Origin of the sequence: Kribbella sp. NPDC051718, assembly GCF_040681515.1 — a bacterium.
In the GTDB taxonomy this organism is placed as follows: domain Bacteria; phylum Actinomycetota; class Actinomycetes; order Propionibacteriales; family Kribbellaceae; genus Kribbella.
The window spans coordinates 40,260-55,762 of record NZ_JBFAYZ010000010.1 but is presented as its reverse complement, the minus strand read 5'-3'; the positions used below and the strand labels follow the sequence as shown (position 1 = coordinate 55,762).

Annotated in this window: 14 protein-coding genes and 1 tRNA gene; 7 read left to right on the top strand and 8 right to left on the bottom strand. The window is 68.0% G+C overall.

Annotated features, from left to right (window positions below; translation table 11 throughout):
- Positions 1–24 precede the first annotated feature (24 nt).
- Positions 25–849 carry a hypothetical protein gene (locus tag AB0M15_RS31720; protein ID WP_363826212.1) on the top strand — a complete coding sequence of 275 codons (825 nt, stop codon included), beginning with the start codon at positions 25–27 and terminating at the stop codon, positions 847–849.
- A gap of 2 nt (positions 850–851) precedes the next feature.
- Positions 852–1,625: a hypothetical protein gene (locus tag AB0M15_RS31715; protein ID WP_363826209.1), complete on the top strand. Its 774-nt coding sequence runs from the start codon at positions 852–854 to the stop codon at positions 1,623–1,625.
- On the opposite strand, the gene AB0M15_RS31710 is transcribed toward AB0M15_RS31715, so the two are convergent.
- The gene (locus AB0M15_RS31710; protein WP_363826206.1) at positions 1,622–2,416 is read right to left on the bottom strand and encodes an SDR family oxidoreductase; all 795 of its coding nucleotides are present in this window, start codon (positions 2,414–2,416) and stop codon (positions 1,622–1,624) included. The two genes, AB0M15_RS31715 and AB0M15_RS31710, sit on opposite strands and share 4 nt — an antisense overlap.
- Positions 2,417–2,538: 122 nt before the next feature.
- Here AB0M15_RS31710 and AB0M15_RS31705 point away from each other — a divergent pair, with 122 nt between their 5' ends.
- The 3 genes from AB0M15_RS31705 to AB0M15_RS31695 are packed head-to-tail and all read left to right on the top strand — an operon-like array spanning position 2,539 to position 4,383.
- Entirely contained in the window at positions 2,539–3,297 is a 759-nt protein-coding gene (locus AB0M15_RS31705; RefSeq protein ID WP_363826203.1) for a hypothetical protein, read from the top strand.
- Positions 3,294–4,121, top strand: coding sequence for a DUF4097 family beta strand repeat-containing protein (locus tag AB0M15_RS31700; RefSeq protein WP_363826200.1), 828 nt, complete (start codon positions 3,294–3,296; stop codon positions 4,119–4,121). The genes AB0M15_RS31705 and AB0M15_RS31700 overlap by 4 nt, the downstream gene beginning before the upstream one ends.
- 46 nt (positions 4,122–4,167) lie before the next feature.
- A complete protein-coding gene (locus AB0M15_RS31695) occupies positions 4,168–4,383 on the top strand; it encodes a hypothetical protein (RefSeq protein WP_363826197.1) in 216 nt (71 codons plus the stop codon).
- A 118-nt stretch (positions 4,384–4,501) separates the two neighbouring features.
- Here the strand turns inward: AB0M15_RS31695 and dcd are convergent, their stop codons facing one another.
- Both dcd and AB0M15_RS31685 read right to left on the bottom strand, forming a co-directional pair.
- Positions 4,502–5,077 carry a dCTP deaminase gene (dcd, locus tag AB0M15_RS31690; protein ID WP_343981648.1) on the bottom strand — a complete coding sequence of 192 codons (576 nt, stop codon included), beginning with the start codon at positions 5,075–5,077 and terminating at the stop codon, positions 4,502–4,504.
- Between the two features lie 147 nt (positions 5,078–5,224).
- Entirely contained in the window at positions 5,225–5,665 is a 441-nt protein-coding gene (locus AB0M15_RS31685; protein ID WP_164601271.1) for a MarR family transcriptional regulator, read from the bottom strand.
- 235 nt (positions 5,666–5,900) lie between these two features.
- Here AB0M15_RS31685 and AB0M15_RS31680 point away from each other — a divergent pair.
- Positions 5,901–5,974: transfer RNA gene (locus tag AB0M15_RS31680), tRNA-Gly, on the top strand.
- Between the two features lie 216 nt (positions 5,975–6,190).
- On the opposite strand, the gene AB0M15_RS31675 is transcribed toward AB0M15_RS31680, so the two are convergent.
- The 4 genes from AB0M15_RS31675 to AB0M15_RS31660 all read right to left on the bottom strand — a co-directional run bounded on the left by AB0M15_RS31675 (position 6,191) and on the right by AB0M15_RS31660 (position 14,499).
- Complete coding sequence (locus AB0M15_RS31675; RefSeq protein ID WP_363826192.1) at positions 6,191–9,061, bottom strand: M36 family metallopeptidase; 2,871 nt, start codon at positions 9,059–9,061, stop codon at positions 6,191–6,193.
- Between the two features lie 126 nt (positions 9,062–9,187).
- Positions 9,188–12,115, bottom strand: a complete 2,928-nt coding sequence (locus tag AB0M15_RS31670; RefSeq protein WP_363826189.1) for a M36 family metallopeptidase — start codon at positions 12,113–12,115, stop codon at positions 9,188–9,190.
- A gap of 86 nt (positions 12,116–12,201) precedes the next feature.
- A complete protein-coding gene (locus tag AB0M15_RS31665; RefSeq protein WP_363826186.1) occupies positions 12,202–13,203 on the bottom strand; it encodes a hypothetical protein in 1,002 nt (333 codons plus the stop codon).
- A gap of 96 nt (positions 13,204–13,299) precedes the next feature.
- Positions 13,300–14,499 carry a hypothetical protein gene (locus AB0M15_RS31660; RefSeq protein ID WP_363826183.1) on the bottom strand — a complete coding sequence of 400 codons (1,200 nt, stop codon included), beginning with the start codon at positions 14,497–14,499 and terminating at the stop codon, positions 13,300–13,302.
- Positions 14,500–14,865: 366 nt separating this feature from the next.
- On the opposite strand from AB0M15_RS31660, the gene AB0M15_RS31655 reads away from it, so the two are divergent.
- Complete coding sequence (locus tag AB0M15_RS31655) at positions 14,866–15,066, top strand: hypothetical protein (protein ID WP_363826180.1); 201 nt, start codon at positions 14,866–14,868, stop codon at positions 15,064–15,066.
- A gap of 58 nt (positions 15,067–15,124) precedes the next feature.
- Here the strand turns inward: AB0M15_RS31655 and AB0M15_RS31650 are convergent, their stop codons facing one another.
- Positions 15,125–15,502, bottom strand: coding sequence for a DUF779 domain-containing protein (locus tag AB0M15_RS31650; RefSeq protein WP_363826177.1), 378 nt, complete (start codon positions 15,500–15,502; stop codon positions 15,125–15,127).
- Position 15,503: the final 1 nt, after the last annotated feature.

The window sequence follows — 15,503 nt, the reverse complement described above, 5'->3', positions numbered from 1 at the left end:
TTGTTCCAATGGGGAGGGAAATTCGTGAAGTTCCGTAATCGGGCGGTGGCCGCGGCCATCGCCCTGCCGATGATTCTCGGCATCACCGCGTGTGGCGACAAGGACACGGCCGGTGGCGGCGCGACTCAGCCGACGCCGACGCAGACCACCAGCGCACCGGCGACCAGTACAACGCCGGAGCCCAGCACCCCGGCGCCGGTCGAGGAGCCGGCCCGGCTGACCAACGCCAGCTTCATCCCGACGCTCAAGTCGGCCACCGGCAAGGCCAAGTCCTTCACGTCGAAGATGACGATGACGGTCGGCGGCCAGCAGATCACCGCCACCTCGTCGCAGAGCACCAACCCGCTCGCGATGAAGATGGACATGGTCAACCCGATGGTGGGTGGCGCCATGCAGATGATTCTGGTGAAGTCGAACCTGTACATCTCGATCCCGAAGCAGACCGGGGCCGGCAAGTACATCCAGCTGAACCTGAAGAACAGCAGCGACCCGACGGTCAAGTCGTTCGGCTCGATGCTCGAGAGCGCCGACCCGACGAAGTCCTACCAGGGCTGGGAAAAGGCGCTGAGCAGCGTCAAGTTCGTCAAGTCGGAGACGATCGGCGGCCAGAAGCTGGACCGGTACGACGTCACCGTCGACACCGCCAAGTCGCTGAAGGCGGCCGGCCAGCCGGTCCCGAAGGGCGTACCGAAGTCGCTGGTGTACTCGGTCTGGATGGGCAGCGACAAGCTGATCTACCAGATGAAGTTCGCGATGGCCGGCGTCGACATGCTGATGACGATGTCCGACTACAACAAGCCGGTCTCCATCGCCGCCCCGCCGGCGAGCAAGATCGTCGGCAAGCGCTAGTCATGACAACCCGCACCAGGGTGGCGGCACTGGCCGCCACCCTGGCCGTGGTCCTTGGGGCCGCGGGCTGCACGGACGACGCGGCGGTCAAGTCTGAAGCCGATACGGCGAAGCCGGCTGCGAATCAGAAGGTTGCCAAGCCGCCGGCCCGGCTGACGACGGCGAACTTCGCCTCGGTGACGCTGGCCGCCAATGCCAAGGTGAAGTCGTGGTCCGGGGTGATGCGGATGAGCTTCAACGGCCAGGTGGTGACCGCGACGATCGCGCAGACGTACCAGCCGGCCGCGATGCGGATGGATATGAGCGGTCCGCAGTTCGGTGGGGTGGCGCACGCGATCCTGATCGACGGCGTGCTGTATCTGCAGTTGCCGATTCCGCAGGCGCGGGGGAAGTACCTGAAGTTCGATCCGAAGACCACCAAGGACCCGACGGCCACCGCCTTCGTGCAGTTGCTCGAAGGCTCCGATTCCCGCAAGAGCGACAAGGCGGTCGCCAAGGCGATCGTCAAGGCGAGGTTCGTGGGCCGGGACACAGTCGGTTTCCGCAAGGTGGACCGGTACGACCTGACGATGAACAACGCTGCCATGCTCAAGGCGCTCGGGATGAAGCGGCCGGCCGGGATGCCGAAGACCTCGGTCCAGTCGCTGTGGATCGGTGCCGACCGGCTGACCTACAAGTCGGTGTCCGGTGGCACCCAGGTCACCGTCACCGGCTACAACACCGTCGGCACCATCAGGGCTCCCTCGCCGAGGATGATCATCAAGACGGGGCACTAGCGCAGGTACGAGGCGCCGTTGAAGTCGAGGACGGCGCCGCTGGACCAGGTGGCTTCGGCCGACGCCAGCCAGTGCACGGCGTTGGCGATCTCGGTGGCGGTGGCGACCCGGTTGAACGGGCTCTGGGCGCGGATCGCGTCGCCGCCGGGGCCGTCCAGGTTCTGGGCGGTCATGTCGGTGGCGATGAAACCGGGCGCGATTGACGTCACGGTGATGTCATGTGGCGCCAGCGCGACCGCCATCGACTGCCCGAACGAGTGCAACCCCGCCTTGCTCGCCCCGTACGCCGGTACGTCCGGCTCACCCCGGTACGCCCCACGCGACCCCACGTTGACCACGGCACCCCGTTTGACGCCATCGGCCGGCTCCACCTCGAGCATCTGCCGGGCCACGCACCACGTCAGGTGCGCCGCCGCCTCCAGGTTGACGGAGAGGGTCCGTCGCCAGGTCTGCACCCAGTCCTCGTACGACGTCTCCAGCACGGGATGCCCGATCCGCCGCGACCCGGCGACGGGCTCCTCGACGAACAGTGCCGCGTTGTTGACCAGGACGTCGATCCGCCCGAGCACCTTCGCCGATTCTTCAACCAGGGAAGGGATTACGGCCGCATCGCCGAGGTCTCCGGACAGTACCGCGTGGCCCTCGCCGGGCAGCTCGGCCAGTACTGCGTTTGCCTTGTCGACGGCGCCACGACAGTGCAGCACGACCCGATCGCCGGCCGCCGCGAACACTCGCGCGACCTCCGCTCCGACCCCGCGCGACGCACCCGTGACGAGTACTCCTCTGGACACTGCGATCCCCTCTCCTCGGCTGCCCTCATTCTGCCCTGTCATCGTGCCCTGACATCGGCTTGGCGGCATCGGTGACATCAGAAGGGTTGACAGTGACGTCACTATGACGTCAGTATTGCGTCATGGAACTTGATCACTACCTCGAGTCGGTCCGCCGTAGCGTGGAGAACGCCACCGCGCTGGCCGACGACCAAACTCGCTCCGTGGCCCAGCGCCTCGGAGCCACGCTGGATGACGCGGGCCGGCTGGCCCTCATCTCAGCCCTGTCGGACGCCGCCGGCGAGATCAGCCGCGAGCTGTCGCCCGGCTCGGTCGAGCTCCGGATGGCCGGTGGCCGCCCCGAGTTCGTCGTGACGCCGGCGCCGAGCCAGCTGACCGGCAACGATGACGACGACCTGGACGACGAAGTGGCCGAGCCGGCCGCCGCGGAGCTCGCCCTGGACGCCGACGAGCCGACCGCGCGGATCACGCTGCGGCTGCCGATGTCGGTGAAGAACAAGGTGGACGAGGCCGCGACCGCCGAGGGCATCTCCTCGAACGCGTGGCTGATGCGGACCGTGATGACGGCGCTGACCGGCGGCCGGCCTGGGTACGGCCGCCCGCCCCGGCCGCCGCGCCCGCCCCGGCCCGGCATCTTCGCCCCCGACGGACCGCTCGGACCGGAGGGCCCGCTCGGACCCGACGGCATCTTCGGGCAGGGTGGCGTCTTCGGGCCGGATGGTGTCTTCGGACCGGACGGCCTGTTCGGCGAGGGCCGCCGCGGTGGTGACCGCGGTGACCGCCGCAACGACCGAAACGAGCGTCGTGGTGAGCGCGGCGACCATGGACAGCGCCGGGGTGGACGTGGCCCGGGCCAACGGATGCAGGGGTGGGCACAGTGAGCTACAGCAGCCAGTTGATCGGCGAGGCCGGCGAGATCGAGCGGGTCCGGATCGAGATCGGTTCGGGGCTGGTGGAGATCCGCCCCGCCGACGGCGACAAGACCGTCGTCGACCTGGAGGTCGACAGCGGTGACGGGGGCGACGTGGTGTTCGAGGTGGTCAACGGCGAGCTGATCGTCGAGACCCCGAAGAACCTGCGCCGCGGCCCGGAGATCCGGGTCCGGATCGCCACCCCGGACGTCCTCGACGCCCGGATCCAGACCGGTTCCGGTGACATCACCTCCCGTGCGGCGCTGGGCGAGGCCCGGCTGTCGACCGGATCGGGTGACATCCGCGCCGACCGGATCGAGGGCGACCTCGCGGCCAACACCGGCAGCGGCGACGTCCGGGTCGGGTATGCGGGCCAGGGAGTCCGGGCCAAGACCGGCTCCGGCGTCATCGACATCGGCGAGGCGGTCGGTACGACCGGCCTGTCCACCGGCTCCGGCGACGTCCGGGTCGGCGACGCGGCCGGCCCGACGACGGTCAAGGTCGGCTCGGGTGACATCACCATCGAGCGGATCCGGGACCACTCGGTCGCGACCTCCGGCTCGGGCGACGTCCGGGTCGAGTCGGCCGAGGGGCCCAGTGTGCGGGCCGAGACGGCGCGCGGCGACGTGCAGATCGGCGTACCGGACGGTGTGCCGACGTACCTCGACCTCAAGACGGTCACCGGCCAGATCCGGTGCGACCTCGAGCCCGGTGAGAAGCCGGCCGAGGGCGAACGCTCGCTGATGCTGCGGGCGCGCACCGTCTCCGGCGACATCACCGTCGTCCGGGTCTGAACCACCGCAACAAACTCAGCACGGGGACCAGTGAGGGGAGACAGCCATGATCAGCGAACACCAAGAGGTAGCCCGCTATCGGGTGGCCGAACAGATCCGGGTCGCCGAACTACGGGCCCAGAGCAAGGAACACCTCGACGCGCTGCGGGCCAACGGAGAGGCCGGCGGCCCGCGGCACGAGCTGGCCGGCGTCCTGCGCCGGCTGGCCGACCGGCTCGAGCCGCCGCGCCACCGCCGTACCGGCCTGTCCGTCGTCCGGTGATTTCGATGACTTCTCAAGCACTTTGCAGCTTGCTGCAACGCCTTGGTTTATTGACCTCCCGAGCCCGCTGATCAACGACGCGATCCGCCCGTACGTCCAGAAGGCGACCAGTTGAGGCTCAGATCCCGCCGCGGAGGAAGTTCTTGTACGAGCGGGACGGCGTCGGGCCGCGCTGACCCTGGTACCGGGAGCCGTACTTCTCGGAGCCGTAGGGGTGCTCGGCCGGCGACGAGAGCCGGAAGAAGCAGAGCTGGCCGATCTTCATCCCCGGCCAGAGCTTGATCGGCAGAGTCGCCACGTTGGACAGCTCCAGCGTCACGTGACCGGAGAAGCCGGGGTCGATGAACCCGGCGGTGGAGTGGGTGAGCAGTCCGAGCCGGCCCAGCGAGGACTTGCCCTCCAGCCGCGCCGCCACGTCGTCGGGCAGCGTCACCAACTCGTAGGTGGACCCGAGCACGAACTCGCCCGGGTGCAGGATGAAGGGCTCGTCGCCCTCCGGCTCGACCTGGCGGGTCAGGTCGGGCTGTTCCTCGGCCGGATCGATGTGCGGGTAGCGATGGTTCTCGAACACCCGGAAGAATCGGTCCAGCCGTACGTCGACGCTCGACGGCTGCACCATCGCAGCATCGAACGGGTCCAGCTGGACCCGTTTCGCGTCGAGCTCGGCCAAGATGTCACGGTCGGAGAGCAGCACGAACGCAACTTACCGCAGCGTGCTGCAACTCCGCCTGTCTGCAGGGCCCGGACCGGCGCCCGGTGTCACCTGGACCTGGCCGCGTACCTGTTCCGGAGCCCTCAGCTCCCCGGACCGTCGACGCGGCTACGGGCCTTCGGCAACGGCTCAGTTGGCGAGCTTGTTGAACTTCGAGACCTGGCCGGCGAACGTCTTCACCTGGGCCGGCGACCAGTCCTTGAGCAGGTCCTCGATCACCTTGTGGCGCTTCTTGCGGGCAGCGGCCAGCTTGCGCTTGCCGTTCGCGGTCAGCGTCAGCAGTGTCGCGCGCGCGTCCGACTTGTCGGCGGCCCGCTTCAGCAGGCCTTCTTCCTCGAGTCGGGCGCAGGCCCGGCTGACCGGACCCTTGTCCACCTCGAGTGCCGCGACCAGGTCGGCCATCCGCACCGGTGCGAGCTCCTCGACGTGGTTCAGCAACGCGTACTGCGCCGGCTCCAGATCCGGATGCGCCTCGTCCGACAGCGTCCGCTGCAGACTGCGCAGCCGGCGTGCCAGCGTGACGAGTTCCTTCTCCAGGTTCTCGAGTGCGTCGTTAGTGTCAGTTGCCACCGTTCACCCCTTCTTTTCAGTTGCCCCGCAACCATCTTGTCCGGCCCCAGTCAGGACCGCATCCTCACGTTGCGTCGAATGTTGCCCCCGGCAACGCGTTCTAATCTGCCAGAAGATGACCGGCCTGCCCAGTCCTGGGCGTGCCCTTTGTTCAAAACTGCCCGTTAACCCCCCGTGCAAACCGCCCGCGGGGTCGGGTATGATCCTCTGAGTCCGCCGGGAAACCGGCAGCCACGCGGGTGTAGTTCAATGGCAGAACATCAGCTTCCCAAGCTGACAGTGCGAGTTCGATTCTCGTCACCCGCTCCAGCAGACCCCAGGCCGATGGCCTGGGGTTTTGTCGTTCGTGGGGTTTCGGTTCGGGGTGACGCGGGTAGTTCGGGGCGGTTGGCTGCCCGATCAGGGGTGGCATTTCGTTTTCGAATGGGGGCGGCTTTGTCCTTGCAAACCAGGGGTGACAACCATTCCATACGGAAACAGCACGAGGGCCGGACGAGTGGTACTCGGCCGGCCCTCGTGGGGTGGTTACTTCGAACCGAAGACCTGGAGTTCGGTCATGTCGGTGAACTGGCAGCCGGCGTAGCCGCCGTCGGGACAGTTGGTGGCGAAGTCCGGGACCTGCGGGCTGAGCATCACGAACCGGACGAACTTCACGCCGGTGACGTTGCCGGTCGGCGTGACCTCGTTGTACTTGCCGCGGTTGGCGGCGCCGAACTCGCCCTCCTGGGCGGTGGCCCAGGTGGTGCCGTCGACGGACGTCTCGATCCGGTACTTACCGGTTGCCGAGCTGCCCGGGTCGCCGCAGTTGTTCGACGGGTCGACCGAGAACTTGCTGATGTTCACGGCCACCGGCAGCGCGATGTCGACGTTCTTCGGGATCATCACGCCGGTCGGGGTGCCGTCGTCGTCACCGGTGGTGCTGCCCCAGCCAGGACCCTGGCTGGAGTCGATCACGTTGGCCGGGCCACAGCCGAGGGACGTCAGGTCCGGACCGTTGAAGTCCACCACCGAACCGCCGCCAGAGGCCGAGGCCCAGTTGCGCCGTGGCGCGAAGTTGGCGGTCGTACCGCCGGTCTTGACCGCCAAGGCGCTGCCCAGGACCTCGTAGCCGGCGCCGGTGACGACGAACTTGCCGTAGGTGCCAGGCAGTACACCAGTGATCGTGTACTTGCCGTTGGCGCCGGTCACTGCGGAGTAGTCACCCGCGTAGCCGGACGCGTGGCCGCCGATGAAGACCAGGGCGCCGGCCACCGCAGCGCCGGTGTCCTTGTCCGTCACAGTGCCGGAGATGGAGGTGGTGGCACCGGTCGGCGGGATGTGGAAGTCCTCGACCGGGTGCGAGTCGCCGCTGTCGAGAGCACCGGCGAACCAGCCCATGCCACGGTTCGCGAAGACCTGCCAGATGATCTTGGCGTTCTTGCCACCGCTGGCCACCAGGTCGGCCTGGACGATCGCGTTGCGCATGTCGAGCATCGTCGGATCGGCCGTGGACAGCTCCATCGCCCGGGTGATGATGCTCAGCGCGTAGGTGTGGCCGAACCGCTCGCGCAGGTCCCAGAGGGTCTGGGCCCACACCTCGCCGGACGAGTGCACCTCCGGCGAACCGCCGATGGTCGGGAAGTCGCCGTAGGTGTAGCCACCCTGCGAACCGTCGATGCCGACACAGGCCGGCTCCTTGGCCCGGACCCGGCAGTCGGTCGGCATGGTGCGGATGGTGCCGCCGCCGGTGTCGTACCGGCCGATCCGCATCTCACCGTTGGCGGTGGTGTCCTTCTCCAGGTTGTGCGAGGCCAGGTAGTCGAGCGCGTAGAAGTCGCTCCACGCCTCACCCATCCCGCCGGCCTGGATGCTGTTCAGCGTCGAGTTGCCGGTCGCGTCGACGACCAGGCGGTTCGACAGGCCGTGGGTGTACTCGTGGTACAGGATCTCGGCCGAGTTCGACGAGCTGGTCGCCACGGTCGCGTCGTCACCGACACTGCCGAACAGGTACATCTGCATGGTCGGCGGAGTGCCGTCCGGCGGCGTGTTCATGTTCGCGTTGTCGATGTGGTTGGCGTCCGGTCCGCCGTCAGCGGCGGTCGCGGCGCCGTCGATTGAGTTCAGCTGGACCGCGTCGCCGCCGTCGGCGTCGAACGAGCCGGCTGCCTTGGTGAAGCTGATCGGCGGCTTGGCCAGCCAGTCGTGGAAGTTGCTGGCGAAGAAGAAGCCGTTGGTGACGTCCTCGTTCATGTTGGTCTTCCAGGACTGCGGCTTGGCCGGATCCCAGGTGCAGATGGTCGTCGGCGAGCAGAGCGGGACCGACTGGAACGGCACCAGCTTGTACTCCGCACCAGTGGGCGTTCCCGGCGCCTTGACCGTCTCGCCGGGGTTCACCTGGTTGTCGTCGTTGATGTCTGCGAACGCCGCCACCGAAGTGCCCTCGAGCAGCGTCTTCGCGCCCTTGGGAAGCCACTTGTTGTAGATCAGGTTCTCGGTGCGCTGGACGCCGCCCTTCGGCGCGCCCGGGTAGTTGTCGAAGACGAGCGCGTCGCCCTTGTCGTTGCTGGACAGGTCGCGCCGGTAGAGCAGCGTGCCGGTCTGGGCGTCGATCACGTGGGTGTAGATCAGGGTGCCGCCGGCGTTGGTGTACGTCGACCAGGCCTTCCGCAGGCCGTCCGCGGTGTGGAACCAGACCTCCTTCGCGTAGTCACCGTTGCTCCACGTCGTGGTGGTGCCGGCGGACTTGGCGGTGGCGCTCTTCGCGGTCCCACCGATGTCCTCGGCCGCTGCGGAGCGTGCCGACGCAGCGGTCACCGAGGGAGCAGCTCTGCGGGCCGCGGCCTGGGTGGCCAGTCCGGCGATCGGTGCGCCCTGGAGCGAGATCAGCTGGCCGGCCTTGGTGACGTTGGCCTTCAGGCCGTTGCCGAAGACCTCGATCCCGTCGACTTCCTGGACCCAGGAGATGTGGTGGGTGCCGAGGTCGTCGACGTAGTCCTTGCGGAGCTTGAGGCCGGCGAGGTCCGAGGTCGAGAGCTTGAAGACCTCAGGGTGCGCCTTGACGTAGGCCAGCGCGATCTCGGTCGCCTTCTTGGTGCTCTTGGCGGTGAGGAAGCCGTTCAGCTTGGTCACCTGCTCCGGCGTACCGGTGTTCTCGTCGAGCGCGACGACGCCCTGGCTGCCCAGGGAGGTACGGAACTTCTCCGAGGCGGCCGTTTCCTTGCCGACGACCTTCGCGGCGCGGTTGTAGCTCGCGCGGGCGTTCGGGGTGCGGGCGTCGTAGTTGCCCTTGCGCTCCTTGGCCTTGAGCGACCTGCCCGCCTCGGCGGGGGTCTTCGCATCGGGGGTGGCGGCCGTGGCGGCCATCGCGCCGCCGCCTGCCGTGACCGCCAGGACCGTGCTGGCGCTCACGGCGGTCACCGCGAGCAACCTGCGTCCCTTGCCGGGAACTCTCACAAACATCACTCCTGAATATTGTCGAGGTAGAAGCCGGAGGGCCGGCCGAGTGGGTACTCGGCCGGCCCTCGCGGATGGTGATCGGTGCGGTTACTTCGTGCCGAAGACCTGGATCTCCGTCATGTCGGTGAAGGAGCACCCGCTGACGGTGGAGCCGGGGCAGGTGGTCGCGAAGTCCGCGACCTGCGGGCTGAGCATCCAGAACTTCACGTACTTCACGCCGGCGGTGTTGCCGGACGGCGCCAGTTCGGTGTACTTGCCCACGTTGGCGTTGGTGAAGGTGCCCTCCTGAGCCGTGGCCCAGGTGGTGCCGTCGGCCGAGGTCTCGATCTTGTACTGACCGGTGGCGGCGGTCGGGTCGTCACCACAGGTGTTCGACGGGTCGACCGAGAACTTGGTGACGTTCACCGTGTCCGGCAGCGTGATGGTGATCTGCTTGGGAACCATCACGTTGGTCGGGGTGCCGTTGTCGTCGCCGGTGGTGCTGCCCCAGCCGGTGCCCTGGCTGGAGTCGTTCGCGTACTGCGGACCACACTGCGGCGAGAAGTCCGGACCGTTGTAGTCGGAGACGGCGCCGCCGCCGGACGCCGCGGCCCAGTTGCGCCGCGGCGCCAGGTTCGCGACCGTGCCGCTCGGCTTGACCGTCACGGGAGCGCCCAGAACCTCGTAGCCGGCGCCGGTGACGACGAACTTGCCGTAGGTGCCGGGCAGTACGCCGGTGATCGTGTACTTGCCGTTGGCGCCGGTCACTGCGGAGTAGTCACCCGCGTAGCCGGAGGCGTGGCCGCCGATGAAGACGAGCGCGCCGGCCACCGGTGCGCCGGTGTCCTTGTCGGTGACGGTGCCGGTGATGCTCGTGGTGGCCGTCTTCGGCGGAACGTGGAAGTCCTCGATCGGGTTCGCGTCGCCGCCGTCGAGTACGCCGGCGAACCAGCCCATGCCACGGTTGGCGAAGACCTGCCAGATGATGCCGGCGTTCTTGCCGCCGCTGGCGACCAGGTCGGCCTGGACGATCGCGTTGCGCATGTCGAGCATCGTCGGGTCCGCGGTGGACAGCTCCATCGCGCGGGTGATGATGCTCAGCGCGTAGGCGCGGCCGAAGCGCTCCCGCAGGTCCCACAGGGTCTGGGCCCAGACCTCACCGGAGGCGTGCACCTCGGGCCGGTTGGTGATGTGCGGGAAGTCGCCGTAGGTGTAGCCGCCCTTGCTGCCGTCGCGGGCGACGCAGTTCGGGCTGATCGCCTTGACGCGGCAGTCGATCGCCTCGGTCCGGAACAGCTGGCCGTGGGCGACGTACTTGCCCTCGAGGACCTCACCGGGAGCGGTGGTGTCCTTCTCCAGGCCGTGCGAGACCAGGTAGTCCATCGCGTAGAAGTCGCTCCACGCCTCGCCCATCGAGCCGGCCTGGATGCTGTTCAGGGTCGAGTTGCCGGTGGCGTCGACGACGAGCCGGTTCGACAGGCCGTGGGTGTACTCGTGGTACAGGATGCTGGCGTCGTTCGCACCGCTGGCCGGAACCCAGCGCTCCTGGTCGTCGGACTTGCCCGGCGAGTGCCACAGGTACATCTGCATGGTCGGCGGGGTGCCGTCCGGCGGGGTCGACATGTTCGCGTTGTCGTCGTGGTTGGCGTCCGGGCCGCCGTCGGCGCCGGTCGCCGCGCCGTCCAGCGCGTTCAGGTGTACCGGGTCGCCGCCCGCGGCGTCGAACGAGCCGGCCGCCGGGGTGAAGCTGATCGGCGGCTTGGCCAGCCAGTCGTGGAAGTTGCTGGCCAGGTAGAACGCGTTGGTGACGTCCTGGTTCAGGTTCGTCTTCCAGGAGTCCGGCTTGGCCGGATCCCAGGTGCAGATGAACGCGGCCGAGCAGAACCGGCTGCTCGACTGGAACGGGACGAGCTTGTACTCCGACGTGGTCGGCGTACCCGGCACCTTGACCGTCTCACCGGCGTTCGGCTGGTTGTCGTCGTTCACGTCCGCGAAGGCGGCGACAGACGTTCCCTCGAGCAGCGTCTTCGCGTTCTTCGGCAGCCACTTGTTGTAGATCAGGTTCTCGGTGCGCTGGGTGCCACCCTTGGCGGCGCCGGGGTAGTTGTCGATGACGAGCGCGTCGCCGTTGCCCTCGCTGACCAGGTCCTTGCGGTAGAGCAGGCTGCCGGTCTGGGCGTCGATCACGTGGCTGTAGATCTTGGAGCCGCCGCCGTTGACGTAGGTCAGCCAGCCCTTGCGCAGGCCGTCGGCGGTGTGGAACCAGACCTGCTTGGCGGTGTCGCCGCTGCTCCACTTGGTGGTGCCGGCCGCGGTGCTCGAAGTGGCGTTCAGCAGCTTCGCGTCGACATCCTCGGCCGCGGCGGTCCGGGCCGCGTCGGCGCTGATGGTCGAGGAGGCGGCCTTCTCGCGGGCCTGGGCCTGCGGGACGAGGCCGGAGATCGGCGCGCCCTGCAGCGAGATCAGCTGGCCGGCTTTGGTGACGTTGGCCTTGAGACCGTTGCCGAAGACGTCGATGCCGTCGACCTGCTGGGTCCAGGAGATGTGGTGGGTGCCGAGGTCGTCGACGTAGTCCTTGCTCAGCTTGAGGGTGCCGAGGTCGGAGGCCGACAGCTTGAAGACCTCGGGATGCGCCTTCACATAGGCGAGCGCGATCTCGGTCGCCTTCTTGGTGCTCTTGGCGGTGAGGAAGCCGTCGAGCTTGGTCACCTGGGCCGGCGTACCGGTGTTCTCGTCGACCGCGACGACACCCTGGCTGCCCAGGGAGGTACGGAACTTCTCCGAGGCCGCGGTCTCCTTGCCGACCACCTTCGCGGCGCGGGCGTAGTTCGCGCGCGCGTTCGGCGTCCGGGCGTCGTAGTTGCCCTTGCGCTCCTTGCCGGTGATCGACGACTTGGCAGCGTCGGCCGGGGCCTTGCTGTCCGGGGCGGCGGAGGTGGCGGCCATTGCGCCACCGCCGGCCGTTACAGCCAGGACGGTGGAGGCGCCGACGGCGGTGACCGCCAGGAGCCCCCGTCCCTTGCCAGAAACTCTCACAACTGTGCTCCAGAGAAAGTCGCGCGGATCGCCCTCCACGACCCGTCCGGGCCGACCTTAAGCCTGGTGGTCGGCCCGGGGAAGGGTTATCTGCGGAATGACGCGGAAGCGAGGGTTGTCCTTCGTGCACGGAGCAACACTGCGAGCGATGCCACAATGGTCGCGGTGAGCAACGATCCGGCTGCGAAGAGTGTCGATCGCCCTGGGTGGACAAGGGATTCGCCACGCTGCGCCTGCCAGGTGACCAGCCAGATCAGTCCGCCGTACGCCGCGGCCATGATCCAGACCAGGGCTGTCCTGGTGCCCTCCGGGCGGAGTACCGGGAACCGCCGGGCGAGGAGAACGAGGCCGAGGGCAACCAACGGGATCAGCTGCAACGCGTGGATGCCGAGGAAGTGCCCGATCCGCAGATCGCCGCCCTGGGTGCTCCAGCCGGTGACGGGCATACCGGGCCCGCCGTCTTCGACGCCGACCGAGTGGGCTCCGAAGAAGTCCTCCCGGCCGGTGGCCGCGATCGCCTTCTCCTGGGCCGGGGTGGCGCGGAACATCAGCGACCCGAGCAGCATGCCGGTCAGCGTGGTGCCGAGGGCGAGCCGGATGCTCCAGCGCAGCGCCATGTCACCGGGCTTGTCGAAGAGCAGTTGCACCGCGATCACGAAGACCGCGAACCAGACCACGTAGATCGTCATCGCCATCATGCTGTGGAACAGGCTGTCGGTCGGCGTGGACTGGTTGAAGTGCAGCTGGCGGCCGCGGACGATGACCTGGCCGACGATGATCACCATCTCCGCGGCGATCCCCAGCGCCACGAAGGTGCCCATCCACCAGCCGAGCCGGCGCGCCTTGGTCTGCAGCGAGAGCAACCAGGCCAGCGTCGCGCAGTACACCGCGAAGCTGATCGAGAACTTGAGCGGCTTCATCCAGATCGGATGCCCGAGCAACTGCCGGTCGTCGAACAACGCGCCCGCGATGCCGATCACGACCAGCACGGAGATCGCGATCGAGACCACCATCAACGGGCGGTGTAAACGGCGCGGCCGGCCCGGCAGGGCCGGTACTACGGTTCGGATTTCCCCCACGGATGTCATACGTCGAGCGTCGGTATTGCGGCTGTCCCGGGGCAAGGGCGGCGAACCCCTGTGGCTGCTGGCCTTACCCCGGGTCAACCCTGATCGAGGTTCAGGTCAGAAGGCCGCGGCTCCGTTCGGGGTACCGAGGCCGGTCGGGCCGTCCCAGCCGGTGCGGGCGTTGCACCACTGGGTTGTGGGGCAGGAGCCGTTGCTGCCGCTGGTCACGTCGAACAGCGAGCTGGAGTGCGCGTACGGCAGAGCGTTCGCGTAGCCGGCAGTGTTGCCCGACAGCGCGTAGACCGAGGCGATGATCGGCGCGGCCTCACTCGTCCCGCCGAACTGCGCCCAGGTCGAGGCGGTCCTGCTGGTCGGGTAGTAGATCGCCATGCCGCCCTTGGCGGGGTCAGCCGCCGCGGAGACGTCGGCCATCGCGCGCTTCGAGCAACCGGTGCTGAAGCTGGCTGCTGCACTCAGTGCGGTGTTGTACGTCGAGCATCCCGACCCAGCGCCGCTCCACACGCTCTCCGACCAGCCACGGCTGTTGCTGGCCGAGACCAGCGACGTACCGCCGACAGCAGTCGTGTAGGAGGACGAGGCCGGATAGCTGCCGCCCTGGTAGCCGTCGTCACCGGTCGAAGCCGTGACCGCAATGCCAGGGTGGTTGTAGTAGGACCCGTACGTCGCGTCGGAGGCGTCGCCGCCGCCGTAGCTGTTCGAGATCGCCACCACGCCGGGCTGCTTGGAGGCCGTGACCACCGCGGTGCCGAGGTCGGCGAAGCTGGCCGACTTCGCCTGCACCACAACGATCTTGGCGTCCGGCGCCGCGGCCGAGACCGCGTCGACGTCGAGTGCCTGCTCGCCGGCCCAGCCGACGTTGAAGTTCGGCAGCGTGGTCCCGCCGGTCTGGTTGATGATGCGCAGGCAGCCGTTGGCGACGGTGCAGGCGGACAGCCCGAACTGGGAGCGGTAGACGCCGAGGTCCCGCTCCAGGTTCGGGTAGCCGTAGGCGTCGACGATGGCGACCGTACGGCCGTTGGCGCTCAGCCCGTTCAACTTGTACGCGTCCCGCAGGCCGGCCGGGGTGAGGCCGGTCGACGGCGGAGCGGTGGCGGCCGGGGACACCTTGGCGTCGCTCACCAGCTTGAGCGCGTGGCAGACGGCCGTGTGCGCTTTCGCGGTGGCCGAACAGACCTTTGCGACGTGCCTTCCGGTCGTGGTGGTCGGGGCTGCGATGGCCCCCGGTGCTTGCGCGGTCAGTCCTGCGACGGCTAGTGCGCCGACGCCCAGGGCGGACACGAGAATCCGTTGCTTCAACAGAACTCCTCGAGCTGGGCAGGCCCACCCTGATCATCTCGGTCGGGGCGGAACCGGCGTGATTGGTGTTCGGAATCGTCCGCCCGTTCGGACACCGGAATCCAGCGAATCGATCCCTGACGAATGTCACGGGTGACCGGCTGCGAACCCCTTGTAATACAGCGGTTTTCCCCGTCGTGACGCCCAGTTCTGCCCTTCGGGGGCAATCCGAAGGATTCCCCCCGACTTTTCGGCTAGCGTCCCTTGCATGGACCTGCTGGCGGCTGCGGAGACACTCCAGGCGGAGGCCCACGAGGTACTCCGCAAGCTCGAACTGGAGCGGGCGTTCTCGGGTACGCCGGCTGGAAGGTCGAGCTGACCGTCTGGTTGCACGCGGTCGACCGCCCGCACGTTGCCCACGCGTTGCGCGTGGGGGCGGCGAGCGATGAGGAGAAGGAAGCGATTCTGCGGCTCAAGAGCACCTATCCGGGGTACCCGGAGGTGGTTGGCGGCTCGGAGATCTATCCGGCGGTGCTCGAGCACGGCGTACGGAGTACCGAGGAACTCGCTGCCTACTTGGGCAGATGAAGAGTGCCGGCCGTCCGGCAACGCCACCGGACGGTCGGCACTCGCTCATTGTCCCGCCTCAGAGCAGGCCCAGAGCCTCGGACTCCTGGTCGGTGAAGAGGCGGGAACGGATCAGGAAGCGGACGCCTTCGGGGGCCTCCACCGAGAAGCCGCTGCCGCGGCCTTTGACGACGTCGACGGTCAGGTGGGTGTGCTTCCAGTACTCGTACTGGTTCTTCGACATCCAGAACGAGATCGGCCGCTCCAGCCCGGAGACGTCGAGATCACCCAGATGGATGTCCGCGTTGCCGGTCTTGAACTCGCCGTCCGGGTAGCACATCGGCGAGCTGCCGTCGCAGCACCCGCCGGACTGATGGAACATCAGCGGGCCATGGATCTCGGTGAGGCGACGGAGCAACTCCGCCGCCTCCTCCGTGTGCGAAACCCTGTCCACCATG

Excerpts from the sequence above, each read along its gene's own strand:
- AB0M15_RS31695 (WP_363826197.1), top strand. The coding sequence starts at position 4,168 with ATGATCAGCGAACACCAAGAGGTAGCCCGCTATCGGGTGGCCGAACAG.
- AB0M15_RS31650 (WP_363826177.1), bottom strand. The coding sequence starts at position 15,502 with ATGGTGGACAGGGTTTCGCACACGGAGGAGGCGGCGGAGTTGCTCCGT.
- AB0M15_RS31715 (WP_363826209.1), top strand. The coding sequence starts at position 852 with ATGACAACCCGCACCAGGGTGGCGGCACTGGCCGCCACCCTGGCCGTG.
- AB0M15_RS31665 (WP_363826186.1), bottom strand. The coding sequence starts at position 13,203 with ATGACATCCGTGGGGGAAATCCGAACCGTAGTACCGGCCCTGCCGGGC.
- AB0M15_RS31705 (WP_363826203.1), top strand. The coding sequence starts at position 2,539 with ATGGAACTTGATCACTACCTCGAGTCGGTCCGCCGTAGCGTGGAGAAC.